The organism is Myroides odoratimimus (assembly GCF_001485415.1).
Taxonomy (GTDB): domain Bacteria; phylum Bacteroidota; class Bacteroidia; order Flavobacteriales; family Flavobacteriaceae; genus Flavobacterium; species Flavobacterium odoratimimum.
On sequence record NZ_BCMQ01000001.1, the window covers coordinates 58,374 to 84,300 of the forward strand.

The following is a 25,927-nucleotide window of genomic DNA, read 5'->3' on the forward strand; positions in this document are numbered from 1 at the left end:
AAAAATAACAATAAATATTAACTATCTACTAACAAATAACTAATCGCACAACTACTATTCAGAGTACCAGTATATTATTTCTTTTTGCGATTCTCGCGTACTTGAGCATCTACTACAGCTACAGCTGTCATATTAACCATCTCATCAACACTAGCACCTAGTTGGAATACGTGAACAGCTTTATCTAAACCTAAAATAATAGGACCAATAGAAGTCGCTTTATTCAATTCTTTCAACATTTTATAAGTGATATTAGCAGAATCTAGGTTAGGAAAAATAAGTGTATTTACTTTCTTATCTACTAACTTAGAAAAAGGGAATTTCTTCTTCAACATTTCACTATTTAAAGCGAAGTCGATCTGAATTTCACCATCTACAATCATCTCTGGATGTTGATCATGTAAGATACTAACTGCCTCTTTCATTTTTGTTGGAGAAGCATTAGGTGCAGACCCAAAGTTAGCATATGATAACATTGCAACAACAGGTTCCATACCGAACATACGTACAGTCTTCTCTGTCATCACGGCTATTTTAGCTAAATCTTCAGCTGTAGGATCAGGGTTAATAGCAGTATCTGCTAAGAACATTGGTCCTCTCTTCGTCATCATTAAGTTCGTTGTAGCTACTCTGCTTACACCTTGCGCACGAGGTATTAATTCTAAGATAGGTTTAACTACATTAGGATAACTACGAGAATATCCTGTCAACATAGCATCTGCCTGCCCTTCATTCACTAACATAGATGCAAAGTAGTTTCTTTCTAACATTAGTTTACCTGCATCGTATAAAGTAACTCCTTTGCGCTTTCTAGTTGCCCAATAAGCATTAGCAAAAGCAGCTCTTCTTTCTTTTTGCTCATCAGACTTAGGATCAATAATTTCTACATCATCATTAAACTCTATTTCTTTCTTAAGCTCTTGAATAGTTTCTTTATCTCCTAATAAGATTGGAGTCACCATTCCTTCTTCATAAGCAATCTGAGCAGCTTTTAATACATCTAAATGGTCAGCTTCAGCATATACCACACGTTTTGGTTCAGTCTTAGCACGGTTGATTAACATACGTACTAATTTATTATCTGACCCCATTCTTTCTTCTAAAGAAGATTTATATTCTTCCCAATCTGTAATTGGAGCAAGTGCTATTCCACTTTCCATTGCTGCTTTAGCAACTGCAGGAGGAACAACAGATATCAATCTAGGGTCAAATGGTTTTGGGATAATATATTCTCTACCGAAAGTAAACTTAGTCTCTCCGTAAGCAATATTTACTTGCTCTGGCACTGGCTCTTTAGCTAACTTAGCCAAAGCTACTACAGCAGCCATCTTCATTTCTTCGTTAATCTTAGTAGCACGTACGTCTAATGCCCCTCTAAAGATATAAGGGAAACCTAATACGTTATTAACTTGGTTAGGGAAGTCAGAACGACCAGTAGCCATAATAACATCCTTACGTGTAGAAGTTGCAAGGTTATAGTCGATTTCAGGTCTTGGATTAGCCATCGCAAACACGATTGGGTTATCTGCCATCCCTAAAAGCATTTCTGGTTTTAATACATCCGCAGTAGACAATCCGATAAATACATCAGTCCCTTTTAAAGCATCTGCTAAAGAGATATCACTATCAACAGCAAACTCTCTTTGTAAATCTGAAATACGTGTATCGTCTTTCTTTAAAACACCTTTACTGTTAAACATTTTTATATTCTCTTGTTTAACACCAAAAGCTACATACAACTTAGCACATGCGATAGCAGCTGAACCTGCACCAGAAACTACCATCGTAATTTCTTCCATTTTCTTACCAGCTAACTCTACTGCATTTAGCAAAGCTGCTGCTGAGATAATAGCAGTACCATGCTGGTCATCGTGCATTACAGGAATATCTAACTCTTCTTTCAATCTTCTTTCGATTTCAAAAGATTCTGGAGCTTTGATATCTTCTAAGTTAATTCCTCCGAAAGTTGGAGAAATGTTTTTTACAGTTTCGATAAACTTATCTACATCAGTAGTATCTACTTCAATGTCAAAAACATCAATATCTGCAAAAATCTTAAACAGCAACCCTTTTCCTTCCATTACTGGCTTAGATGCTTCAGCTCCGATATCTCCAAGTCCTAGTACTGCAGTACCGTTAGAGATAACAGCAACTAAATTTCCTTTTGCTGTATATTTATATACATTATTTACATCGCTTGCAATTTCCAGACAAGGCTCTGCTACACCTGGTGAATATGCTAAGGCTAAGTCTCTTTGTGATGAATACTTCTTCGTAGGAACAACTTGTATCTTACCAGGCGTTGGTTCAGCATGGTATTTAAGTGCTTCTCTACGTAAACTATCTTTATTCATATATTTACATTTAACGTGATGAACAAAGATAACCTTTTTGTAATATAATTCGGATTTACGAAATTCACTCCCCTAAAAATTGCATATTTCGCAACAAGCCCTCATATTTCGTCCTTTTAATTGCGGATTTTTTAAAAATTTCATTAAAAGTCTCCTTCGTAAGTTCTTTCCATTCGTGCTTTGAATACTCTATTAACGCATTATTAGGAATAAATCTTTGCTCTTTATGGGGAGATGCAAAGCGATTCCACGGACAAACATCTTGACACACATCGCAACCAAACATCCAATTATCTAATTTCCCACTAAAGTCGGTTGGAATATCATCTTTCAATTCTATGGTGAGATATGAAATACATTTACTCCCGTTTACAATATGAGGACTTTCAATAGCTTCTGTAGGACAAGCATCTATACATTTAGTACACGTTCCACAATGATCAGTAGTAGGGCCGTCTTCTTCTAATTCTAAATCAATTATTAATTCAGCAATAAAAAAGAAAGAACCGCTTTTTCTATTAATCAAATTGTTATTCTTACCGACCCATCCCAAGCCAGCCTTAGCTGCCCAAGCTTTATCTAAGACTGGTGCAGAATCAACAAATACACGTCCATCTACAGCCCCTATTTCACTTTCTATAAAGTACAGAAGCTCTTTCAGCTTATCTTTTATCACATGGTGATAATCCTCTCCATAAGCATACTTAGATATTTTATAACTATCACTAATTTGTCTTTCTTCTGGGTAGTAATTTAAAGTTAATGACACAACGCTTTTCGCTCCTTCTACAAGTAATCTAGGATCAAGGCGTTTATCAAAATGATTCTCCATATAAGACATCTGCCCATGCATTTGTTTATTCAACCACTGCTCTAAACGAGGAGCCTCAACTTCTAAGAAATCCGCTTTAGAAATACCACAAGACGAAAAGCCAAGGCGTTTGGCCTCGGCTTTTATAATATTAGAATATTTACTTTTATTTTCAATCATTTAATCACTTCTATGACCACTATATATCAAAAAGCCCACCTTGTGGATGAATTCTTTCTCTACCTAAGTGTTTATAAGCTTTGTCAGTTACCTCACGCCCTCTTGGAGTTCGAACAATAAAACCTTCTTGAATTAAATAAGGCTCATAAACTTCCTCTATTGTTTCACCATTCTCAGAAACAGCAGTCGCTAAGGTAGATAATCCTACTGGTCCTCCCTTAAACTTATCAATAATCGTACTCAATATCTTATTATCCATTTCATCTAATCCAAAAGAATCTACATTCAATGAATTTAAGGCGTATTTAGAAATCTCGATATCAATATCACCATTCCCTTTTATCTGTGCGAAATCACGTACACGTCTCAACAATGCGTTTGCAATACGAGGTGTTCCTCTACTTCTTCCCGCTATTTCTATAGCAGCTTCTAGATCAATATGAACACCTAATATAGAAGCACTACGTTCAATAATAGTGGCTAATAGTTCCTTATTGTAATACTGAAGGCGACTTTGAATACCAAAACGAGCACGCATTGGTGAAGTCAATAAACCAGAACGAGTTGTCGCACCTACTAATGTAAACGGATTTAAATGAATCTGAACCGTACGTGCATTCGGACCAGACTCTATCATAATATCAATCTTAAAGTCCTCCATAGCAGAATACAAATACTCTTCTACTATAGGGCTTAAACGATGAATCTCATCAATAAATAAAACATCACGTTCCTCAAGATTAGTTAATAATCCAGCTAAATCACCTGGTTTATCTAAAACTGGTCCGGAAGTGATCTTAATTCCCACATCAAGTTCATTAGCTAAAATATTAGCTAATGTAGTCTTACCAAGTCCTGGAGGTCCATGAAACAAAGTATGATCTAAAGCTTCTCCCCTTTGATTAGCAGCTTCAACGAAAATCTTCAAATTCTCTAATACCTGATCTTGCCCAGCAAAATCATCAAAAGACAGCGGGCGTAACTTCTTCTCAACATCTAATTCATCAGAAGAAAAGTGCTTATTAGTTGGGTTTAAATTCTCATTCATAGTACAAATATAATTCAAATATCAGAGTCTACACTAACAAAAAAAGTCATCCTTTCGGATGACTTTTTAATATCTATAAGAAATATAATCTTAGTGATGTAATTCCTCTTCACCTGCAACGAATGGCATGTTTTGAGGAGCGTAATCTTCTGGTAATCCAGGTTTACTATAGTCATAAGGCCATCTGTAAACAACTGGTAATTCACCAGGCCAGTTACCATGAATATGTTCAACTGGTGTAGTCCACTCAAGAGAGTTACTTCTCCAAGGGTTCTGAGTAGCTTTCTTACCATAGAAAATACTATAGAAGAAGTTCCATAAGAACACTAATTGGAAAGCAGATCCTACTAAAGCGAATACTGTAATTAACACGTTTACATCGTAGAACTCATCAAATAATGGGAATGCAGTATTTGAATAATAACGACGTGGTAAACCAGCTAATCCGATGAAGTGCATTGGGAAGAATACTCCGTAAGCACAAACTGCAGTTACCCAGAAGTGGATATAACCTAAGTTTTTGTTCATCATACGTCCAAACATTTTAGGGAACCAGTGGTAGATACCAGCAAACATTCCGTAAAGAGCAGAAATACCCATTACTAAGTGGAAGTGAGCAATAACGAAATATGTATCGTGAACGTTGATATCTAATGTTGAATCTCCTAAAATAATCCCTGTTAAACCTCCTGTAATAAACGTAGATACGAATCCAATACAGAATAACATTGCAGGGTTCATTTGGATATTACCACTCCAAATTGTAGTGATATAGTTGAATGCTTTTACTGCTGAAGGAATTGCAATCAACAATGTAGTAAATGTAAATACAGATCCTAAGAATGGGTTCATACCAGATACGAACATGTGGTGTCCCCATACAATTGTTGATAAGAAAGCAATACCTAAGATAGAAGCAATCATCGCACGGTAACCGAAAATTGGTTTACGAGCGTTACAAGCAATAATTTCTGACGTAATACCCATCGCTGGTAAAATTACGATATATACCTCAGGGTGACCTAAGAACCAGAATAAGTGCTCATATAATACAGGAGATCCTCCTTGGTAATGTAATACCTCTCCAGCTAAATAAATATCTGATAAGAAGAATGATGTTCCAAAACTTCTATCGAATAACAATAATAAAGCTGCTGATAATAAAACTGGGAATGATACGATACCAATAATAGCTGTAGTAAATAAAGCCCACACTGTTAATGGTAATCTTGTCATAGACATTCCTTTAGTTCTTAAGTTAATTACTGTAGCAACATAGTTTAACGATCCCATTAAAGAAGATGCGATAAAGATTGCCATAGATACTAACCATAATGTCATCCCCATTCCTGAACCAGGAATAGCCTGTGGTAATGCACTCAACGGAGGATATACTGTCCATCCAGAAGATGCTGGTCCTCCTTCTACAAATAATGAAATAATCATTAATACTGCAGAGATGAAGAATAACCAATAAGATAACATATTTAAGAATCCTGAAGCCATATCACGTGCTCCAATCTGCAATGGAATAAGTAAGTTCGAGAACGTACCACTTAATCCAGCAGTTAAAACGAAGAATACCATTATGGTACCGTGCATCGTTACTAGGGCAAGATAAGCATCATTTTTCATAACTCCATCAGGAGCCATTTTATCACCTAAAAACCATTTGAATACTGTGAAAGATTCTTCTGGCCAAGCAATTTGCATTCTAAATAACAGAGACATTCCAATCCCGATGATTCCCATAATAATACCTGTAATCAAGTATTGTTTAGCAATCATCTTGTGGTCTAAACTAAACACATATTTAGTAAAGAAGTTCCCTTTATCGTGATGATCATGATCATGTGAGTGATCGTGATTGTTTTCGTGTCCTTCTACTGACATAGTTATAGATTGATTTTAATATGTGAGTTTTATTTTCCTACTTGAGCGATAGCTTCAGTTTCAACTTCTTCAACTGCTGCAGGAACTTCCTCTACTGCTGGAGCAGGTGCGTTGCTAGCTTTTTCAGCAGCAACTTGCTCTTTTAATGTAGGAAGCTCTTTTAACCAAGATTCGAATTCTTCAGGAGTCTCTACAACAACTTTCATTTGCATGTTATAGTGAGAAGCTCCACAAATCTTATTACATAAAATTAAATAATCAAATGAATAAGGTTCTAATGCCTCTTCTCCTTTAGCGATTAACTCTTGGCTTCTTTCAGCTCTAATATCGTTAATATTACTAACTTTTTTTACAATCGCCTCACGCTCTCTCATTTCTGCTGTAGTAACAGTAGGAACGAAAGCAAACTGAGTAACCATACCAGGAACACAGTTCATTTGTGCTCTAAAGTGAGGTAAGTAAGCTGAGTGAAGTACGTCTTGAGAACGGAATTTCAATACTACTTTTTTACCTTTTGGTAAGTGTAATTCTTTTGCCATTTTATCATCAGCAGCATTCGGGTCAGACATATCTACCCCTACTAAATTGATACCTTCTATAAAACGAACGTTGGCTTTACCTAAAGTGTTATCTGTTCCAGAGTAACGAACATCCCATCCGAATTGTTTAGCATATACTTCAACAATAAGAACGTCTTCTTCTTCATCTACAAACATAATATCATTCCAAGCAAATAATCCATAAAGAATTAAACCTGATAATGTAATTACAGGAATAATTGTCCAAAGAGCTTCTAACTTATCATTATCTGAATAGAAACGAGCTTTTCTACCGTTTATTCCACGTCCTTTGAATGCAAAGTAGTGTAATAAGAACTGAGTAAAAATTTGAACAACAAAAATTAACCCCATTGAGATCCACATTAAATTGTCAACCTCTTTTCCGTGCTCTGACGCAGGGTTATCCATCAAAGGAAAGCTTCCATACTCAACTAAACAGAAGATAGTAAAGATATAGATGAATCCTAAGAAAGCGAAAGTCAAATAACCATTGATGTTATTATCCTTCTCATTAGCGATCTCTGTAGAAATATCATCAGGGTGAGAACCTACTTGAGTTAAATCAAATATTTTCGTCAATTGCCATACAGCAACTCCTAATAATACAACTGCAGCTAATATTAATAAACTTGTCATTTGTTTATTTTTAAATATTAATAGTGAAAATGTTTACTCTCTTCAATCAATGGGTTATTCTTAGCTAATAATGGCGCTTTAGCAATTGCACTAAATCCTACATAGATAAATAATCCAATGAAGAAAATAAGTGATGCTATCTCAGAAACACCAATAAACCAAGAACCTCCAACTGTACCAGGAGAGATCATCATAAAGAAGTCAATATAGTGACCTACGATGATACAAGATCCTGCCATTACAACAATCCAAGTTAAACGTTTGAAATCTGTATTGATCAATAATAATAATGGCAATAAGAAATTCAATACTAACATTCCGAAGAATGGTAAGTTATACTCTTGAATTCTGAAGATGAAGTAAGTTACCTCCTCTGGAATATTAGAATACCACTGTAACATGAATTGAGAGAACCAAAGATAAGTCCAGAATATACTTAATCCAAACATAAATTTAGCTAAATCGTGAATATGACTAGTATTAACATATTCTAAGTATCCTTTGTTCTTTAAATAAAGAGTAACAAAAGCGATAGTTGTAATAGCTGTTACAAAGAAACTAGCAAATACATACCATCCGAATAATGTACTATACCAGTGAGTATCAATCGACATAATCCAATCCCAAGATGCCATAGACTCAGTAACAATAAAGAATACTAAGAAAGCAGCTGAAGCTTTAAATATCTTTTTGTAGTAAGTTTGATCACCACTCTCATCTAAAGCTAAAGATTGTTTACGAGCATAAATTCTATAAAAGTTCCATCCTGCTAAATAGATAACTGTTCTAATTAAGAAGAAAGGTACGTTTAAGTATCCAGCTTTTCCTTGAATAATTGGATCTGCATCAACTACTGCTTGGTCAGCCCATATAAATAAATGGTTTCCTCCCAATACAGAAATTAATAAAATCACGAAGAATATAACTGATCCTGGTAATACATAAGCAGATAATCCTTCCATTACTCTAAATAATACTGGAGACCATCCAGCACTAGCAGCATTGTTAATAGCATAAAAAGTTAAAATACCTACAGCTACTAGCATAACGAAAATACAAGCTACATATAACGCTGTCCAAGGTTTATTTTGCATTTGACCAAGAACATGTTCTAAATGTTTTTGATGTTCAGCATGATCAGCGTCAGACACAGAGTGGTCTGCAGCGGATACATGATGCTCACCACCATCGTGATGAGCTTGCTCAGTTAAGATCTGCTCTACTTCAGCAGTTGTCTTAGGGGCACTGAAGAAACCATACGCAATCCCTACAAGTCCAAGAACCATAAGGACGATTGCAAAAGTCTTCAAATTTTTTGAAAATGTGTACATATCTAAACTTTCAAATAAGTTTTACAATTTATTATTCTGATTTCAATTTTAATACGTAATCTGTAACTAACCAACGTTCGTGTTGAGTCAATTGATTAGCATGAGATCCCATTGAATTCAAACCATAAGTAATTACGTGGTAGATTCCTCCTTCTGTAAGTTCTCTATCTTTATAGTTAGGAACCCCTAAGAATTTTTCTTTCTTCACTAAATTACCTTTTCCATCCCCAGCTCCTCCGTGACAAACTGAGCAGTAAATTGTATATAACTCTTTACCTTTTTCTAAATCTTTCTCCTCAGCAGATAATGGTGATTTTAGATTTAATCTAGCCATTGCTAAACCTTCTGGAGTATTATCATACTCCTCAGGTGAAAATCCGCGTGGTATAGATCCTTCAGCAGGTAATTGACCTTCTTTACCATTTTTAAAAACTGTAGTAGGAACTTCAGAATATGTCTCATATGCCGATGATTCGTACATATTTGGCATGAATTGATAGTTTGAACGTTCTTTATTAAAACAAGAAGTAGTCAAAACTGATACCCCTACTAAAGCTACTATTTTATATATCGTTTTCATTCTACAATTGCTTTTCAATTACTTTAACTTCAACTGCTCCCGTTTGTTTGAAGAACTCAATCGCTGCTGCTTCATCAGTTTTCAAAGCTACTTCCATTAAGAAGTGATCATCTGTAGTTCTTACATCAGGATTTTCAGCTTTCTTGAAAGGCCATAATTTACTTCTCATAAAGAAAGTAAGAACCATTAAGTGAGCTGCAAATAATACAGTCATCTCAAACATAATTGGAACGAATGATGGCATATTCTGAATGAAGCTAAAACTTGGTTTACCTCCAATATCTTGTGGCCAATCTACAATCATAATATAATACATCATGAATGTACCGAAAGAAAGTCCAACTAAACCATACAAGAAAGCACAGATAGCTAATCTTGTAGGTTTTAATCCCATAGCCTTATCTAGACCGTGTACTGGGAATGGCGTATAGATTTCTTCAATATGATGATGAGCATCTCGTGTTTCTTTTACAGCATGTAACAACACATCATCATCGTTGTATAGTGCGTGAATTACTTTATTACTCATAATATATTAATGATTTAAAGATTGATGATTCTCTTTGCTGTCTCTTTCTTTTTTGTAAAACTCTCCTGAAGATTTCAAGATTGTTTTTACCTCTGCTTGCGCAATTACAGGGAAACTTCTTGAATATAATAAGAATAATACGAAGAAGAAACCGATTGTACCGATGTAAATACCAGCATCTACGAATGTAGGTTGGAACATTGTCCATGAAGATGGTAAGTAATCTCTGTGTAATGATGTAACGATAATTACGAAACGCTCAAACCACATCCCCACGTTTACTACTAAAGAAATAACAAACGATGCTAAGATATTAGTTCTAATTTTCTTGAACCACATTACCTGTGGAGAAATTACGTTACAAGTCATCATTAACCAGTAAGACCACCAGTAAGGTCCTGTTGCACGGTTTAAGAAAGCGTATTGTTCATACTCTACTCCTGAATACCAAGCAACCCATAACTCAGTAATATATGCTACCCCAACGATAGAACCAGTGATCATTACAATAATGTTCATTAACTCTATGTGCTGTACAGTAATATAATCTTCTAAGTTAGAAACTTTTCTCATGATGATAAGCAGGGTATTTACCATTGCGAATCCAGAGAAGATAGCCCCTGCTACGAAGTATGGAGGTAAGATTGTAGTGTGCCATCCAGGGATAACTGAAGTAGCAAAGTCAAAAGATACAATCGTGTGTACAGAAAGTACAAGAGGAGTAGCTAAACCAGCTAATACTAATGACACTTCCTCAAAACGTTGCCAGTCTTTTGCACGACCTGACCAACCAAATGATAAGATTGAGTATATTCTTTTTGTAAATGGCGTTATAGCTCTATCACGTAACATAGCGAAGTCAGGTAGTAAACCAGTCCACCAGAAAACTAATGATACTGATAAATACGTAGAAATCGCGAATACGTCCCATAATAATGGTGAGTTAAAGTTAACCCATAACGATCCGAACTGATTAGGAATAGGTAATACCCAGTATGCTAACCATGGACGTCCCATGTGAATGATAGGGAATAAACCAGCCTGAACTACTGAGAAAATTGTCATTGCCTCAGCAGAACGGTTGATCGCCATTCTCCATTTTTGTCTAAATAATAATAATACTGCAGAAATTAACGTACCAGCGTGACCGATACCTACCCACCAAACGAAATTGGTAATATCCCAAGCCCATCCAATGGTTTTATTTAATCCCCAAGTTCCAATACCTGTACCTACAGTGTAAGCCATACAACCTACTCCCCATAGAAACGCTAATAAAGCTAAAGTAAAAACTCTCCACCATAGTTTATTCGCTCTCCCTTCTACAGGTCTAGCCACATCCACAGTTATATCGTGATATGATTTCTCACCAATAACTAAAGGTTTTCTAATGGGTGCTTCGTAATGTGACGACATAATCCTTTATATGTTTCTTTAATTAATAATTCTTTTAACTAGATATTTCTAACCTTAACGTGATAGAATACATTTGGTTTTGTTCCAATGTGCTCTAATAAATGGTAAGCTCTATCTGACTCAGCTAATTTAGTAATTTCTGACTCTTTATCATTTACATCACCAAATACCATCGCTCCACTTGAACAAGCTGCAGAACATGCAGTTTCAAATTCATTTGGACGAATTGCTCTACCTTCATTCTTAGCTTTTAAGATTGTAGATTGAGTCATTTGGATACATAATGAACATTTCTCCATTACCCCTCTTGAACGAACTACAACGTCTGGGTTTAATACCATACGTCCTAAATCATCATTCATGTTGTAATCGAAAGCATCGTTCTGAGAATATAAGAACCAGTTGAAACGTCTAACTTTGTAAGGACAGTTGTTTGCACAGTATCTTGTACCAACACAACGGTTATAAGCCATATGGTTTTGTCCTTGACGACCATGAGATGTAGCAGCTACTGGACACACAGTCTCACATGGAGCGTGATTACAGTGTTGACACATTACAGGTTGGAAAGCCACTTGTGGGTTTTCAGCTGGATGTTCTAATTCTTGGAACACTTCACGGTATTCTCCGAATCCACTTGCATTAACTTTTTTCTCGATATCTCCTGCGAATGTATCTTCTGAAGAATAGTATCTATCGATACGTAACCAGTGCATATCTCTACTTCTTCTCACTTCTGACTTACCTACTACAGGTACGTTATTTTCAGCGTGACAAGAGATAACACAAGCACCACATCCAGTACATGCATTTAAATCAATTGATAAGTTGAAGTGATGTCCAACTGATCTATCAAATGATTCCCAGATATCAATAGTAGAAGCTTGTACAGTCTGGTGATCGTAAGAAACCACAGGTTTAATATTCCAGTCTTCAGCATCTTTTGTATTGAAGATCTCTAATGTAGTATCTTTTAAGATATCACCTCTACTCATTAAAGTGTTTTGTAACTGAACACAAGCGAACTCGTGATCACCACCTACTTGAGTAATTGCAGCACCTTGTACTCCATTACAGTCTTTGTATAATGTGTAAGCATTAACACCTACTTGCATTTCTTCTTTTAATGCAGCTTTTCTACCGTAACCGAATGCTAAACCGATAGTTCCTTGAGCTTGTCCTGGTTGGATAAGAGCTGGCACTTTTTCTAATTTAACACCGTTAGCTTCGATAGTCACATAGCTACCATTAAGACCTCCATTAGCAACGTGGTAGTTCTTGATACCTAATGACTCAGCATCAGCTTGAGCTACAGTTACGTAGTTATCCCAAGATACACGAGTGATAGGGTCTGGGAACTCTTGTAACCATGGGTTATTAGCTTGTTGTCCATCTCCCATACCAGTTTTAGTATAGAATACTAACTCTAAACCATCTACTTTCTTAGCAGAAGCTAATGCAGATGCAGCAGCTGAAAAATCAGCAGAAGCACTTACTTTAGAGTTTGTTCCAACAACAGCAAAACCATCGTGTACTAATTGATTCCAAGTTTTATCAGCTACATAAGACTTACCTACATTCTTAACATAGTCATAGTATGCAGTATTGCTTCCTGACCATAATAATAATGAATCTTGTAATTGTCTAGTATCAAACAATGGACGGATTGTAGGTTGAGTTACAGAGTAGTGACCTTTTCTGATCATTACATCTCCCCAAGACTCTAAGTAGTGCGGAGCTGCAGCAGCAACAGTAGAAAGTAAAGCTGTTTCATCTTCTTTCAATGAGAAAGAAACTGAAGTTTTTACTTTTTTCAATCCTTCTACGAAAGCAGCAGAATCAGCTAAAGTATACACTGGGTTAACACCTGACATAATCAACGTGTGAACTTTACCAGCGTTCATATCTTTTACTAATTGTCCTACTTGAGTAGCATTACCTTGTCTAACATATTTTGTTTGCTCTGGTAAGAAAGCTTCTGACTGTAACGCTTCGTTGATTGCAAATACTAATAATTGAGCATTTACATCATCAAGACCTGTTACAACAACTCCTTTATTTCCAGCAGATTTAAGTTGACTAGCTGCTTTTTTAATAGCATCTTCGTACTTATCTACAGCTGGAGCAGAAGCACTTCCTCCTACGATAGCATTGTATAACTTAACTAAAGCAGCTTTTTGATTAGCTACAGTTAATGGAATTCTCACGTCAGCATTAGCTCCTGATAAAGACATATTTGCCTCCATTTGGATATGCTTAGACATTTTTCCATTTTTAGGAATACGTTTTTGAGCATAAGCTGAATCGTATCCTCCACCTTGCCAATCTCCTAAGATATCAGCACCTACAGAAACGATTACATCAGCAGCACCGAAATCGTAATCTGCTAATCCACGTACACCATAAGCTTTCTCATAAGCATCTGCAGCAGCAGATGAAGATACAGCATCATATACAACGTGTTTAGCCGTTGGGTTAGCAGCGATAAACTCTGCTATAATTTTATCAGTAGATGGGCTAGCCATTGTATTCGTTAATAATACAACGTTTCCTCCATTTGCTTTTGCATCTTGTAGACTTGCTCTAACTTTTGCATCTACTTCATCCCATGAAGCACTTTTACCTCCGATTTTAGAACCTTTCAAACGAAGGCTATCATACATCGATAAAACTGATGCGTTCACACGAGCGTTAGCTCCTGAGTAAGCATTAGCTAGTCTGTTATTATCAACTTTGATTGGACGCCCCTCACGAGTTTTGATCAGAACGTTTACAAAGTCAAATCCATCAGCAATAGTTGTTGCATAATAATCTGCAACACCAGGAATGATCTCCTCTGGCTGTACTACATACGGAATAGATTTCACAACAGGTCCCTCACATGCAGCTAAAGTTGCTGCTGCAGTAGAAAAACCTACATATTTCAAAAAGTCTCGACGAGTAGTTGATGAAGAAGACAATTTACTTTGATCTCCAAGAAATTCATCAGTAGGAATTTCTTCAACAAACTCATTGTTTCTTAGCGACTCAACAATAGAACTATTTTCATTCAGCTCCTCAACACTTTTCCAGTATTTTTTGTTTGATGCCATTGTATATATATATTAGCTTCTTATTCTTAATTTATTAATAGTGACATTTACCACACTCTAAACCTCCCATTTGAGCTACAGTCAATTTCTCAACTCCGTACTTCTCTGATAATTCTTTGTGAATTTTAGCGTAGTACTCATTGCTCTCTAACTTAACGTCAGTTTTTCTGTGACAGTCAATACACCATCCCATTGTTAATGGAGAGTGTTGTCTCATAATTTCCATTTCTTCAACTGGTCCGTGACAAGTTTGACATTCTAAACCTGCAACATTTACGTGTTGAGAGTGGTTGTAGTATGCGAAGTCAGGAAGATTGTGAATTCTAACCCACTTAACTGGTTTCTCTTTTCCAGTATATTTATTTGTCGAAGGATCCCATCCTACTGCATCATATAATTTTTGAATCTCTGCAGTATAGAATTCTGGAGTGTACTTACCGTAGTCTTTTCCAGCTTCACCTGTAAACTCATTGATATTCTCATGACAGTTCATACAAACGTTCAATGAAGGAATACCTGAAGTTTTACTAGATCTTGCAGCAGAGTGACAGTATTTACAGTCAATACCGTTATCTCCAGCGTGAATCTTGTGAGAGAAGTGAATTGGTTGTACTGGCTCATACCCTTGGTCAACACCTACTTGCATCATCCATCCATACGCGAAGTACGATCCGAATAACACTAATACGATAACAGAAACAATCACTAAAAATTTATTTTTAACGAATGCTGTACACAATGGAATTGATTTACGTACTTCAGGAGTTAATCCATTAACCTCTACTACTTTGTTTAATACTCTCTTAACGAAGAATAGCATAGTTACTAGAAGCATCAATACAACAACTAAAGCCCCTAATACAATAATATTAGAAACACCATCATTGTTAGATTGCCCAGCAGCTCCTCCTGCTACATCACCTGTAGGCGCTGGAGCAGCTTTCTCTTCTGAAGTATAAGCTAAGATATTATCAATGTCTTCGTCTGATAATCCAGGGAAGTCATTCATAACAACCTTATTCCACTCGTTAAACAATTTAACAGCAGCAGCATCTCCAGATTTAATCAATGAAGAACTACTCTTGATCCACTTGTGTAGCCACTCTACATTTCCATCGTGACGATCAACTACTCCACGAAGAGCTGGTCCAGTAGACACTCCATCTAACTTGTGACAAGCCGCACAGTTAGAGTTGAACAATTCCTTACCTTTTGCTACATCTTGAGCAAACGAAATTGTAGTAAACGATAGCATTAACGCTAAACAAAAGAATAAAATCTTTGAAAACGAATTATGGTTACCCACTTTTTTCATAGTTATAAAATGATTTTCAACTAAACTTGGTCTTATTTAACAGCCAATTAGACCGCTATCTTATACACCTTATTTACAAACTCCGACAAAAATACAATTTATGAGTTACTCTTAAAACCTTTACTATGCTTAAAATACAATTTATATACGTTCTAAATAACATACGATTACCTCATTATCAAGATAATTTGTAAATTTGCCATAAACATTATTCATTATGAGATTTTTAAGAAATTTTCTTGTCTTAATTCTAGTTCTATTTACTAATCACGTAATTATAGCTCAATCGTCTAAAACCACTTTAAACGAACCCTCAGCCATAAAAGAACTACTAAATAAGAAGAAAAACACAAATACGTCAACAACTGTTAACGATAAATACAAAATTCAGATTTTTTACGGCAAAAACGCAGAAGCGAGAGTTGCCTTAAACAACTTTAGAAGACTTTACCCAGATGTTAATGCTACGATAATTTATACCAATCCTTCTTACAAAGTTTTAGTAGGAAATTATAAAACTAGACTAGAAGCAGAACGCAACCTGAGAGCTATTCAAAAAGACTTTGAACTCTCACTTTTATTGCGCCCAGGCAAATAAATCACACCATATAATACAAAGGGTTATTAGTTAAATCTAATAACCTTTTTTTAATTAAAAAGAAAGCCCCAACATCACTGTTGAGGCTTTTTATTTATCTGTGATTCTAAGTACACTTTAAGACTTAAATCATTCCGTAATTTATCCAACTAAGTTAATAATCTTACCAGGAACAATAATTACTTTCTTAGGCTCTCTACCCTGAAGTTGAGCTACTGTTCTTTCGTCTGCTAAGATGATTGCTTTAATCTCTTCTTCTGATAAATCTAATGGTAACTCAATCTTAAATCTCATCTTTCCATTAAACGACACAGGATACTCTTTTGCACTCTCTACTAAGTAAGATGCATTGAATTCTGGGAACTCTGCATACGTCACAGATGTAGTATGTCCTAGCATAGACCATAATTCCTCTGCAATATGTGGAGCATAAGGAGATACCACAATTGCTAATGGTTCTAAAATAGCTCTGTGATTACATTTTAGCTGTGACAATTCATTTACACAAATCATAAACTGTGAAACTGAAGTATTGAAAGAGAAATTCTCTATATCCTCAGTCACTTTCTTAATCGTTTTATGAAGTGATTTATACATCTCTGCTGTTGGTTCATCATTCGTCACGATTACACCATTATCATCAGCATATAATCTCCATAATTTCTTTAAGAAACCAGCTACACCTGAGATACCAGCTGTATTCCATGGTTTAGCTTGTTCTAATGGCCCTAAGAACATTTCGTACAGACGAAGTGTATCCGCTCCATATTCATCACAGATATCATCCGGATTCACTACATTGAAGTACGACTTAGACATCTTCTCTACTTCGTGTCCTACGATATACTTACCACTCGCATTTAATACAAACTCTGCATTTGCATAATCAGGTCTCCATGCTTTAAATCCTTCTGTATCTAATTCTGATGAAGAATTAACTAATCCAACATAAGCATATAGCTGTTGAACCTTCTCATCCTTGATCATATCTTTAGAAATGAATTTATTTGTGCCCTCTATTCTATAAACAAAGGCAGAAGTACCTAAAATCATTCCTTGATTAATCAATTTCTTGAAAGGCTCTTCTGTGGGAGCTACTCCCATATCTTTTAAGAATTTGTTCCAGAAACGGCTATATAATAAGTGTCCAGTAGCATGTTCACTACCTCCTATATATAAATCTACATTTTGCCAATACGCTAATGCTTCTGGAGAAGCGATATCTTCTGTATTCTGAGGATCCATATAACGCATCCAGTACCAAGAAGAACCAGCCCAACCAGGCATTGTATTTAACTCTAGAGGGAATACCGTTACCCCGTCTATCTTTTCATTTTCTACTACTTTATTATTAGCAGTATCCCACGCCCATACAGCAGCATTACCTAAAGGTGGTTGACCATCTTCTGTAGGCAAATACTTTTCTACTTCAGGAAGAACGATTGGCAAATATTTTTTATCAATCATCTTAGGAAGGTTATTCACATAGTACACTGGGAATGGTTCACCCCAATAACGCTGACGTGAAAATACCGCATCGCGCAAACGGTAGTTTGTTTTCCCCTTTCCTTGTCCTATTTTCTCTAATGCCTCGATAGCCTTAAGAGTAGCTTCTTTAAATCCTAATCCATTTAAAAAATCAGATTCAATTAATAAGAAACCTTCTTTCTCTGCATACGCCTCTTCTGAGATATCTTGGTCAAAGATATTTTTGATTGTAATACCAAAGTGTTTTGCAAAAGCATAATCTCTTGTATCACCAGATGGAACAGCCATTACCGCTCCTGTACCGTATCCAGCTAACACATAATCACCTATCCAGATTTCGATAGGTTCTTTCGTGAACGGATGCTCAGCATACGCTCCAGTAAACACACCAGAGATAGTCTTCACATCAGCCATACGGTCACGCTCACTTCTCTTAGAAGTAGCATCTATATACGCTTCTACAGCTTCTTTTTGTTCTGCAGTAGTAATCTTTCTTACTAAATCATGCTCTGGAGCAAGAGTCATAAAACTCACCCCAAAGATAGTATCAGGTCTAGTAGTGAACACTTCTATTGTATCATCACTTTCTTTTAAGTTAAATACTACAGATGCTCCCACAGATTTCCCTATCCAGTTTCTTTGGCTCTCTTTAATACTCTCTGTCCAGTCGATATCTTCTAGCCCTTGAAGTAGACGTTCTGCATAAGCAGAAATACGCATACTCCACTGCTTCATTTTTTTTCTAACTACAGGATGCCCACCTCTTTCAGACAGACCATCTTTAATCTCATCATTCGCTAATACCGTTCCTAAAGCAGGACACCAGTTTACTTCAGTTTCTGCTAAGTAAGTCATTCTATATTTTAATAGAATCACCTCTTTCTCATCAGCTGATAACGCATTCCACTGAGCAGCGCTAAAGATCTCGATTGCATCATCAGACACAGCTTGTACATTTGCATTCCCCTCTTTTTCGAAGATAGCTACTAATGTATCTATAGATTCTGCTTTATCACTTACTTTATTATACCACGAATTGAACAATTGGATAAATATCCATTGTGTGTGTTTATAATAATCCGCATTCGAAGTACGCACCTCTCTACTCCAGTCAAATGAAAAACCGATCTTATCTAATTGTTCTCTATAACGATCAATATTTACTTCTGTAGTCACAGCAGGGTGTTGTCCTGTCTGGATAGCATATTGCTCAGCTGGCAACCCGAAGCTATCATATCCTTGTGGATGAAGAACATTAAAACCTTTTTGACGTTTATAACGAGTAAAAATATCCGAAGCTATGTATCCGAGTGGGTGCCCCACATGTAATCCTGCTCCAGATGGGTAAGGAAACATATCTAATACGTAATACTTAGGCTTGTCAACATTATTCTCTGTTTTGAAAGTTTGGTTTTCTTTCCAAAATTTCTGCCATTTAGCTTCAATTTCGTTTGGATAATACTTCATACTATTATATATATCAATTTTTATACTTTGGTTAGTTCTTCGATCACACTGTAATAATCTAGAAAACTCATCTTGAATCCTAAATAAACAAAACTAATTTTCTAGCACTATTCTAAGTTTGACAAAAAAAACCGTCAATTCAGGCAAAAATAAACTATATTTATAACAATTAGAAAACTTTAATCGTTATTGTCTCAATAAAAACATTTTTGTTTGTTATTTTTACGCACTTAAAATTTGATATATGGCTAGCTCTTATGAAAAATATCAAAAGCGAAAACTAATTTCGTCTTATTTTTCAGTTATACTTAGTATTTTCTTGGTCCTATTCCTATTAGGATCGCTAAGTCTATTCGTTATTAATTCTAAAAAAATCTCTGACAACTTTAGAGAGAATATACCTATGACTATATTCTTTGAGAAGAATACTTCTAAAGCTGAATTAGAGAAATTTGGAAAGAAACTAGAAAAGCACACCTATATAAAGGAACATCGTTTCGTATCTAAAGAAGATGCTGCCAAAGAACACCAAGAGACATTAGGTGAAGACTTCGTCGATTACTTAGGATTCAACCCGCTACAAGACTCTTACGACATTCACTTAAAAGGAGAATATGTCGTTAATGACAGTATAGATATTATCCTTAAAGAATTCAATGCTAATACAGCGATAAGCGATATAAAATATGACAAACAACTAGTAGATCTAGTCAATGAGAATGTAGATAAGATCACGAAGTGGGTGCTTATTATAGCAGCTTTTCTTACGGTTATATCTATGCTATTAATCAATAGTTCTCTACGTCTATTAATTTTCTCTAGTCGTTTTACGATTAAGACCATGCAAATGGTAGGAGCGACAAAGCGCTTCATCAGACGCCCATTTATCAGACATAGTATGAAGCTAGGGCTAATAGGCTCTCTGCTAGCTATCATGGCTATTACTGCCCTAACATTCTATGCAGACAGTAAACTACCTGATCTAAATATCAACCCTAAAGAAGATTATATGCCTCTAGTGATCGTATCCTGTGGAATATTAATCTTAGGAGGAATCATCACTAGTATCAGTACATTCTTTGCAACACAAAGATTCTTAAACCTAAAATCAGACGAACTTTATTAAATATGAAAGATCAAGATCAAAACCAGAATGTACTTCTTTTTACGAAGAAGAACTATATTATACTACTGGTAAGTATAGCCTTAATTGCACTTAGTTTTTTCTTAATGGCTGGTGCTACTAACGATGTTCCTACAGAGTTTAATGAAGACATCTATAGCTTTAGACGTATTCATCTAGCTCCTACAGTATTCTTTATCGGGATAGGGGTAGCAGTTTATGCAATATTTAAAAAAGACAATAAATAATATAACTACATTAAATGGATTTAATACAAGCTATCCTCCTAGCCATAGTAGAGGGATTAACAGAGTATCTACCAGTATCTTCTACTGCACATATGATATTCGTAAGTTCTGCTTATGGTATTCAAGAAGACGAATTCGTAAAATTATTTCAAACAGCTATACAGTTTGGAGCTATTCTAGCCGTAGTGGCACTATACTGGAGAAAGTTCTTTGACTTCAGCAAACTGAACTTCTATAAAAAACTAGTCTTAGCAGTTATCCCTGCTCTAGTATTAGGTAAGCTATTTGACGAAGCCATTGACAAGGTATTAGGAGAGACTATCTATATCGCGATTATGTTGATTATTGGTGGTTTTGTATTAATCTTTATAGACAAATACTTTAAGAACCCTAAGACAGTTCGCGAAGAAGACATTACTGTTAAACAAGCTATTACTATTGGGTTTTGGCAGTGTCTTGCGATGATGCCAGGTACGAGCCGTTCTGCTGCATCTATCATTGGAGGTATGCAACAAGGACTTTCTAGACAAGTAGCTGCAGAGTTCTCATTCTTCTTAGCTGTGCCTACGATGGCAGCTGTGACCGTGTACTCTATTGTACTAAAAAAATATGAATCAGGAAGAATCGGATATGAGATACTACTTGACAATCCTGATAATATGAAGTTATTCTTATTAGGGAATGTTATTGCATTTATTGTATCAATTGTTGCTATTAAATTCTTCATCGGAATCATTAAAAAGTACGGTTTTAAACCTTGGGGATACTACAGAATTATAGCTGGAGCTATACTATTATTATACTTCGGATACCTTAAATAAGAATGATACAATACAATACAGAAGCCTTTCAGAGTGGGCAAATACTATTAATAGACAAACCGCTGCACTGGTCATCATTTCAGGCAGTAAACAAAATTAAATGGCTATTAAAAAAGCACTTTGACTTAAAAAAGATTAAAGTAGGACATGCTGGGACTTTAGACCCTTTAGCCTCAGGACTTCTTATCATCTGTACAGGTAAAGCCACAAAACAAATCAGTGAATTACAGGGACAAATAAAAGAATATACAGGGACGATCACACTAGGGGGTACTACTCCATCTTATGACTTAGAGACAGAGATAGACCAGACCTTCCCTACAGAGCATATTACAGAGGATCTGCTAGAAGAAGCTAGACTATCCTTTATGGGAACTACAGAACAGCGCCCTCCTATCTTCTCTGCGCTTAAGAAAGATGGAAAACGTCTGTATGAGCACGCTCGTAAAGGAGAAGAAGTGGAGATAGCGACTAGACCTATCACCATAGAAGAGTTTGAATTAATGAAGACAGCCCTTCCGAATGTTGATTTTAGAGTCGTGTGTTCTAAAGGAACTTATATCCGCTCTCTAGCTTATGACTTTGGAAACAAAGTAAACTCTGGAGCACACCTAAGCGCCCTACGCAGAACCAAAATCGGAGACTTCGATGTCATCAACGCGGTCACTCCAGAAGAGTTCGAAGAACAGGTATTAAAAGCAATAGCTAACAATATATAATCAAAAAGCTACAAGATATCTTGTGGCTTTTTTGTTTTTCTGTGAAATCGTATTTCTGTAAAACTGTGAAATCGTTTTTTTTTATCGTTTAATCTACTATATTAATCATTTAAGTACATGATGCCCAAAGGGCAAAACTAATTACTGTTCTCTCTCTTAAAAACATCTTTAAATACTTCGATAATACACCAGCTTTTCACACAATCCAATTCACATTTATTACATCAAGGTACAGACGCATTATTATGCGTGTCACACAATACATTCATATCATCTATGTACATGGTCCTCCGAAAGACAAAACTGTGAACTATCTACCGTTAAGTATTAAACGAAAACTTAAAACACCAACCTAACTTTAGGTTTATTCAATCCTTCAACAGCTTTATTAATCTTAGCTTGATCTTCTTTAGATAAAAACCTAGGAACAAGCACACTTATATCTATCTGCAAAACCCTGTTGATTATAATCAAATCCTTCAAAGTAAAAGGTTTTATACCATTCATTAATTCTGACATATGCGTCTTACTCTTATGCCCTAGAACAAAACCTAAATTCTCTTGTGTCAAATCCAATTCCTTTAGCTTTTTTCTAATCAATTGCTTTCTTTCCTCAAAAAACATTCTCTCTACTTCAGCAATACGCTCTGCCTCATCACTCTCTCTCAATTTCTCAACAGTCAAAGTATCTACGTCACTCCATTCTTCTTTCTCATAACTCTCTATCAGCGCTCTAAGCTCCATACGCAACTTCTTTAGCTTACTATTGTCTTTAGCTAATATACGCAGTTTTCTATCTGCGATTAATGCACGCTCATACTCTAGCTCACTTCTAATCAAGCCTGACTCAACCAATGCGTCTATATCAAAATATGCCTTCATCTATTCAATGTAATTATTATTTCTCAACCACTTCACTATTGTCTTTTTATTATTTTTAAACCCGAATTATGCAATAGACATATAAACGAAAAGTAATTATACAAAATAGGTCTGAATTAGTGATTAAAGCATACTATAGTATGGTTTTAGAGCTAATGAAAGAACTATGAAGTAGAATTGCTTTGTAGTATTTGGCTAATGCGTAATTTGGGTTAAAGATACTTTCATACTCTTGATGAGCACCAACCCATAATATAGTCGCCTCCCCTTCCTCATCAAACTCAATCAACACAAGAGTCCTATGGATATGAATATCAAAGAAATAGAATCCTTCACTGTGCACACAATCCATATCTGCTCTCAGCATATACATATCTTCTTTAGAAGAAACAAACCGTTCTAAATCCTCAATTAATTTATCAATTGCAAGGCAAAGTAATTTATTTCCAATATTCTTCTTTTTTGCTTTAAGAAGTAATTTCTTACCGATTAGCCTCATAGTTAACGATTACAAAGATACATAAGTTCGGTTTATTACCGAACTAAAACAATTAATTATTTACTTAAAATACTAATATTAAATATTTTACAACCAAATAATCTTATCAATAATCACACCATAAAATCGTCTTTCGGTGAAACTGTGAAATCGTTTTTTTTTATCGTTTAATCTACTATATTAATCATTTAAGTACATAATGCCCAAAGGGCAAAACTGTAAACTGTAAACCCTCTACTGTAAACTGTCAACCAAAAAAACCTCACACTTTAAGTCCTCGATATTGGTTAGGTGTCATATCAGTATAACGTTTAAAATAACGACAAAACAAGGTAGTCTCCTTAAAGCCCAATTCTTCAGATATCTCATTAATACTCATCCTAGAAGACTTCAACAATGACTTCGCATATAATACAACAGCTTCACTTATCCAGTGAAGAATAGAATGCCCTGTCTGTTTGCGAATTGTGGTTGTCAAATAAGCAGTCGAAATACTTAATCTATCCGCATAAAAACTTACCGCCTTCTCCCTCTTATAATGTTTATACAGTAACACAAAGAAATCCTCTGTAATACACTCTGCACGACTACTACTTTTTGCTTTAGATTTCAAGGTTTTCATTAATTGACTAATCTGAATAATCAATGCATAAAGCAGATGCTCTAACACATCATGCGGAGTAAAATTAACTGTATCATAATAGCATTGACTGATCAGCTTGTAAAGCCTCTTTACAACACTATAATTTGCTTCATTTAAAGTAATCACTGGAGATTTATACAGCTGTAGATCAATACTAAAATCGTGTATCAAAGCGAGTGGAGCCACAAAGTCAAAAGTAAACATGATAGACTTCATCTTTAGATCTTCTGTAAAACTAATCGGCACCACTATAGCATTAGGAGGCAGTACGATTAGCATTCCTTTCTTTAGATGATATTCTCTCAAATTAATACTTACTTGTGCCTCACCACCTGTCACTAATCCAATAACACAAGCATCTATACTATGAGGAATAAACGCAAAATAGTCTTTTATATCTTCCTCTCCATTTGTTATAAAGACGCCAGACGCAGTTAGATCTGTATGATTCTTTATTATCGAATTAAAACTATATCTCTCTATTTTTTTCATCCTACTCAAGTATAAATCCCATAACTACAAGATAACAAATTGCACATTATTAACCATTATATTGTGCATTTCTTTTCTAATCATCATCTTAATTTTGTATTACAAATCATTTAAACACATAGCTATGAACAACTTAAAGAAAAGAGGAAGAATTATCCAAGAACAAAGGATAAAAGTCTACGAAATAGCAGATAATGTATTCGCTGCTATATCACCATACAGAGGAATAAGTTGGGCTAATGCTGGTTTCATTAACCGTGGAAAAGGTCTGGTATACGATACGTTCTTTGACCTATTTCATGCACAAGAAATGAAAGAGGCATATACCGAAATAAGTAATAATAAAACTCCTGCTTATGTAGTAAACTCTCACTACAATAGTGATCATACATGGGGAAACAAGGTATTTGAAGACTCGTGTATCATTATGCACCACAACGCAGTACAAGAACGTCTCACAGAGAATATTCAATGGATGGATGCTGTTATTAAACGCGGTAAAGACTCATTAGAGTCTACTATTGGGGAGCGCTTCTTCGCTGCCGAATTCGAAGGTTTTGATTTGACAGGAGTTGAATGGATAAATCCAGATATACAAATAACTGATGACACGGTAATCAACCTTGGCAACACTGAGTTACAATTACTAAATGTAGCTCCATCCCACTCTAATAGTGATGTACTATTATGGATGCCAAAGGAGAAAGTACTCTTCGCAGGAGATGTGGTATTCAATGGCTGCTCTGCTTACAGTGAAAAAGGTATCATAAATTGGGTAAAAGTATTAGATCGCATCATCAATGAGATCAAACCCGAAATAGTAGTTCCTGGTCATGGCGCTATATGTGGCGTAGACTTTGTACAAGAACAATACAGTTATCTCATGAATATTCTAGAGACCATAGATAAACACTACACGGAAGATATTGATGCTCTGACTATGTCTAAACTAATCGACATCACTCCTTTTACTCATTGGATACAGCCAGAGCGTATCTATGCTAGTGTAGATGCTATCTTAAAAGGCAAACGCAATCAATCTGCAATACCTAACTGGAATGAAATGCCAGAAAAACTGAAACTAATGCAGGCGTATCAAAAAGAAAAATATGGAGACAGCCTAATAAACTGGAATCCTAAGTCTACATGGGAACGCGAGTATTATGAGATATAATAAAGAATGAAGAACACTTCACTTAATT

21 protein-coding genes are annotated in these 25,927 nt (G+C 35.6%); 6 read left to right on the forward strand and 15 right to left on the reverse strand.

The window, feature by feature from the left end; genetic code table 11:
* Positions 1-74: 74 nt before the first annotated feature.
* From MODO_RS00255 to MODO_RS00305, 11 genes are all read right to left on the reverse strand, one after another.
* Complete coding sequence (locus MODO_RS00255; protein ID WP_006257355.1) at positions 75-2,354, reverse strand: NADP-dependent malic enzyme; 2,280 nt, start codon at positions 2,352-2,354, stop codon at positions 75-77.
* Between the two features lie 64 nt (positions 2,355-2,418).
* Positions 2,419-3,345 (reverse strand): tRNA epoxyqueuosine(34) reductase QueG, encoded by a 927-nt coding sequence (gene queG / locus MODO_RS00260; RefSeq protein WP_006257356.1) that lies wholly within the window; start codon positions 3,343-3,345, stop codon positions 2,419-2,421.
* 19 nt (positions 3,346-3,364) lie between these two features.
* Entirely contained in the window at positions 3,365-4,393 is a 1,029-nt protein-coding gene (gene ruvB, locus MODO_RS00265; protein ID WP_006257357.1) for a Holliday junction branch migration DNA helicase RuvB, read from the reverse strand.
* A gap of 90 nt (positions 4,394-4,483) precedes the next feature.
* Positions 4,484-6,286 (reverse strand): cytochrome c oxidase subunit I, encoded by a 1,803-nt coding sequence (locus MODO_RS00270; RefSeq protein ID WP_006257358.1) that lies wholly within the window; start codon positions 6,284-6,286, stop codon positions 4,484-4,486.
* Between the two features lie 29 nt (positions 6,287-6,315).
* Entirely contained in the window at positions 6,316-7,482 is a 1,167-nt protein-coding gene (locus MODO_RS00275) for a cytochrome c oxidase subunit II (protein WP_006257359.1), read from the reverse strand.
* A 17-nt stretch (positions 7,483-7,499) separates the two neighbouring features.
* Positions 7,500-8,813, reverse strand: a complete 1,314-nt coding sequence (locus MODO_RS00280; RefSeq protein WP_006257360.1) for a hypothetical protein — start codon at positions 8,811-8,813, stop codon at positions 7,500-7,502.
* 31 nt (positions 8,814-8,844) lie between these two features.
* Positions 8,845-9,393, reverse strand: coding sequence for a c-type cytochrome (locus MODO_RS00285; RefSeq protein ID WP_006257361.1), 549 nt, complete (start codon positions 9,391-9,393; stop codon positions 8,845-8,847).
* 1 nt (position 9,394) lies between these two features.
* Positions 9,395-9,922 carry a DUF3341 domain-containing protein gene (locus MODO_RS00290; RefSeq protein ID WP_006257362.1) on the reverse strand — a complete coding sequence of 176 codons (528 nt, stop codon included), beginning with the start codon at positions 9,920-9,922 and terminating at the stop codon, positions 9,395-9,397.
* Between the two features lie 6 nt (positions 9,923-9,928).
* Positions 9,929-11,338: an NrfD/PsrC family molybdoenzyme membrane anchor subunit gene (gene nrfD, locus MODO_RS00295; protein WP_006257363.1), complete on the reverse strand. Its 1,410-nt coding sequence runs from the start codon at positions 11,336-11,338 to the stop codon at positions 9,929-9,931.
* Between the two features lie 38 nt (positions 11,339-11,376).
* A complete protein-coding gene (locus MODO_RS00300; RefSeq protein ID WP_006257364.1) occupies positions 11,377-14,430 on the reverse strand; it encodes a TAT-variant-translocated molybdopterin oxidoreductase in 3,054 nt (1,017 codons plus the stop codon).
* A 34-nt stretch (positions 14,431-14,464) separates the two neighbouring features.
* Positions 14,465-15,745, reverse strand: a complete 1,281-nt coding sequence (locus MODO_RS00305; protein WP_006257365.1) for a cytochrome c3 family protein — start codon at positions 15,743-15,745, stop codon at positions 14,465-14,467.
* Between the two features lie 217 nt (positions 15,746-15,962).
* Between MODO_RS00305 and MODO_RS00310 the strand changes: the two genes are divergently transcribed.
* Positions 15,963-16,343 carry an SPOR domain-containing protein gene (locus MODO_RS00310; RefSeq protein ID WP_006257366.1) on the forward strand — a complete coding sequence of 127 codons (381 nt, stop codon included), beginning with the start codon at positions 15,963-15,965 and terminating at the stop codon, positions 16,341-16,343.
* 141 nt (positions 16,344-16,484) lie between these two features.
* Here the strand turns inward: MODO_RS00310 and leuS are convergent, their stop codons facing one another.
* On the reverse strand, positions 16,485-19,298 hold the full coding sequence (gene leuS, locus MODO_RS00315; RefSeq protein ID WP_006257368.1) for a leucine--tRNA ligase: 2,814 nt from the start codon (positions 19,296-19,298) through the stop codon (positions 16,485-16,487).
* 244 nt (positions 19,299-19,542) lie between these two features.
* Here leuS and MODO_RS00320 point away from each other — a divergent pair, with 244 nt between their 5' ends.
* Genes MODO_RS00320 through truB form a run of 4 tightly spaced genes read left to right on the forward strand, consistent with a single transcriptional unit; the run spans position 19,543 to position 22,209 of the window.
* The gene (locus MODO_RS00320) at positions 19,543-20,424 is read left to right on the forward strand and encodes a cell division protein FtsX (protein ID WP_006257369.1); all 882 of its coding nucleotides are present in this window, start codon (positions 19,543-19,545) and stop codon (positions 20,422-20,424) included.
* A 2-nt stretch (positions 20,425-20,426) separates the two neighbouring features.
* The gene (locus MODO_RS00325; protein WP_006257370.1) at positions 20,427-20,669 is read left to right on the forward strand and encodes a DUF3098 domain-containing protein; all 243 of its coding nucleotides are present in this window, start codon (positions 20,427-20,429) and stop codon (positions 20,667-20,669) included.
* A 14-nt stretch (positions 20,670-20,683) separates the two neighbouring features.
* A complete protein-coding gene (locus MODO_RS00330) occupies positions 20,684-21,490 on the forward strand; it encodes an undecaprenyl-diphosphate phosphatase (RefSeq protein ID WP_006257371.1) in 807 nt (268 codons plus the stop codon).
* 2 nt (positions 21,491-21,492) lie between these two features.
* Positions 21,493-22,209: a tRNA pseudouridine(55) synthase TruB gene (gene truB / locus MODO_RS00335; protein WP_006257372.1), complete on the forward strand. Its 717-nt coding sequence runs from the start codon at positions 21,493-21,495 to the stop codon at positions 22,207-22,209.
* A gap of 339 nt (positions 22,210-22,548) precedes the next feature.
* On the opposite strand, the gene MODO_RS00340 is transcribed toward truB, so the two are convergent.
* The 3 genes from MODO_RS00340 to MODO_RS00350 all read right to left on the reverse strand — a co-directional run bounded on the left by MODO_RS00340 (position 22,549) and on the right by MODO_RS00350 (position 24,725).
* Positions 22,549-23,091 carry a helix-turn-helix domain-containing protein gene (locus MODO_RS00340; protein WP_006257373.1) on the reverse strand — a complete coding sequence of 181 codons (543 nt, stop codon included), beginning with the start codon at positions 23,089-23,091 and terminating at the stop codon, positions 22,549-22,551.
* Positions 23,092-23,224: 133 nt separating this feature from the next.
* A complete protein-coding gene (locus MODO_RS00345; protein WP_006260555.1) occupies positions 23,225-23,590 on the reverse strand; it encodes a type II toxin-antitoxin system HigB family toxin in 366 nt (121 codons plus the stop codon).
* A 262-nt stretch (positions 23,591-23,852) separates the two neighbouring features.
* Positions 23,853-24,725, reverse strand: coding sequence for an AraC family transcriptional regulator (locus tag MODO_RS00350; protein ID WP_006257375.1), 873 nt, complete (start codon positions 24,723-24,725; stop codon positions 23,853-23,855).
* Positions 24,726-24,849: 124 nt separating this feature from the next.
* On the opposite strand from MODO_RS00350, the gene MODO_RS00355 reads away from it, so the two are divergent.
* On the forward strand, positions 24,850-25,899 hold the full coding sequence (locus MODO_RS00355) for an MBL fold metallo-hydrolase (RefSeq protein WP_006257377.1): 1,050 nt from the start codon (positions 24,850-24,852) through the stop codon (positions 25,897-25,899).
* Positions 25,900-25,927: the final 28 nt, after the last annotated feature.

Coding starts and splice junctions, on each gene's coding strand:
- MODO_RS00255 (WP_006257355.1), bottom strand. CDS start 2,354: ATGAATAAAGATAGTTTACGTAGAGAAGCACTTAAATACCATGCTGAA.
- queG (WP_006257356.1), bottom strand. CDS start 3,345: ATGATTGAAAATAAAAGTAAATATTCTAATATTATAAAAGCCGAGGCC.
- ruvB (WP_006257357.1), bottom strand. CDS start 4,393: ATGAATGAGAATTTAAACCCAACTAATAAGCACTTTTCTTCTGATGAA.
- MODO_RS00270 (WP_006257358.1), bottom strand. CDS start 6,286: ATGTCAGTAGAAGGACACGAAAACAATCACGATCACTCACATGATCAT.
- MODO_RS00275 (WP_006257359.1), bottom strand. CDS start 7,482: ATGACAAGTTTATTAATATTAGCTGCAGTTGTATTATTAGGAGTTGCT.
- MODO_RS00280 (WP_006257360.1), bottom strand. CDS start 8,813: ATGTACACATTTTCAAAAAATTTGAAGACTTTTGCAATCGTCCTTATG.
- MODO_RS00285 (WP_006257361.1), bottom strand. CDS start 9,393: ATGAAAACGATATATAAAATAGTAGCTTTAGTAGGGGTATCAGTTTTG.
- MODO_RS00290 (WP_006257362.1), bottom strand. CDS start 9,922: ATGAGTAATAAAGTAATTCACGCACTATACAACGATGATGATGTGTTG.
- nrfD (WP_006257363.1), bottom strand. CDS start 11,338: ATGTCGTCACATTACGAAGCACCCATTAGAAAACCTTTAGTTATTGGT.
- MODO_RS00300 (WP_006257364.1), bottom strand. CDS start 14,430: ATGGCATCAAACAAAAAATACTGGAAAAGTGTTGAGGAGCTGAATGAA.
- MODO_RS00305 (WP_006257365.1), bottom strand. CDS start 15,745: ATGAAAAAAGTGGGTAACCATAATTCGTTTTCAAAGATTTTATTCTTT.
- MODO_RS00310 (WP_006257366.1), top strand. CDS start 15,963: ATGAGATTTTTAAGAAATTTTCTTGTCTTAATTCTAGTTCTATTTACT.
- leuS (WP_006257368.1), bottom strand. CDS start 19,298: ATGAAGTATTATCCAAACGAAATTGAAGCTAAATGGCAGAAATTTTGG.
- MODO_RS00320 (WP_006257369.1), top strand. CDS start 19,543: ATGGCTAGCTCTTATGAAAAATATCAAAAGCGAAAACTAATTTCGTCT.
- MODO_RS00325 (WP_006257370.1), top strand. CDS start 20,427: ATGAAAGATCAAGATCAAAACCAGAATGTACTTCTTTTTACGAAGAAG.
- MODO_RS00330 (WP_006257371.1), top strand. CDS start 20,684: ATGGATTTAATACAAGCTATCCTCCTAGCCATAGTAGAGGGATTAACA.
- truB (WP_006257372.1), top strand. CDS start 21,493: ATGATACAATACAATACAGAAGCCTTTCAGAGTGGGCAAATACTATTA.
- MODO_RS00340 (WP_006257373.1), bottom strand. CDS start 23,091: ATGAAGGCATATTTTGATATAGACGCATTGGTTGAGTCAGGCTTGATT.
- MODO_RS00345 (WP_006260555.1), bottom strand. CDS start 23,590: ATGAGGCTAATCGGTAAGAAATTACTTCTTAAAGCAAAAAAGAAGAAT.
- MODO_RS00350 (WP_006257375.1), bottom strand. CDS start 24,725: ATGAAAAAAATAGAGAGATATAGTTTTAATTCGATAATAAAGAATCAT.
- MODO_RS00355 (WP_006257377.1), top strand. CDS start 24,850: ATGAACAACTTAAAGAAAAGAGGAAGAATTATCCAAGAACAAAGGATA.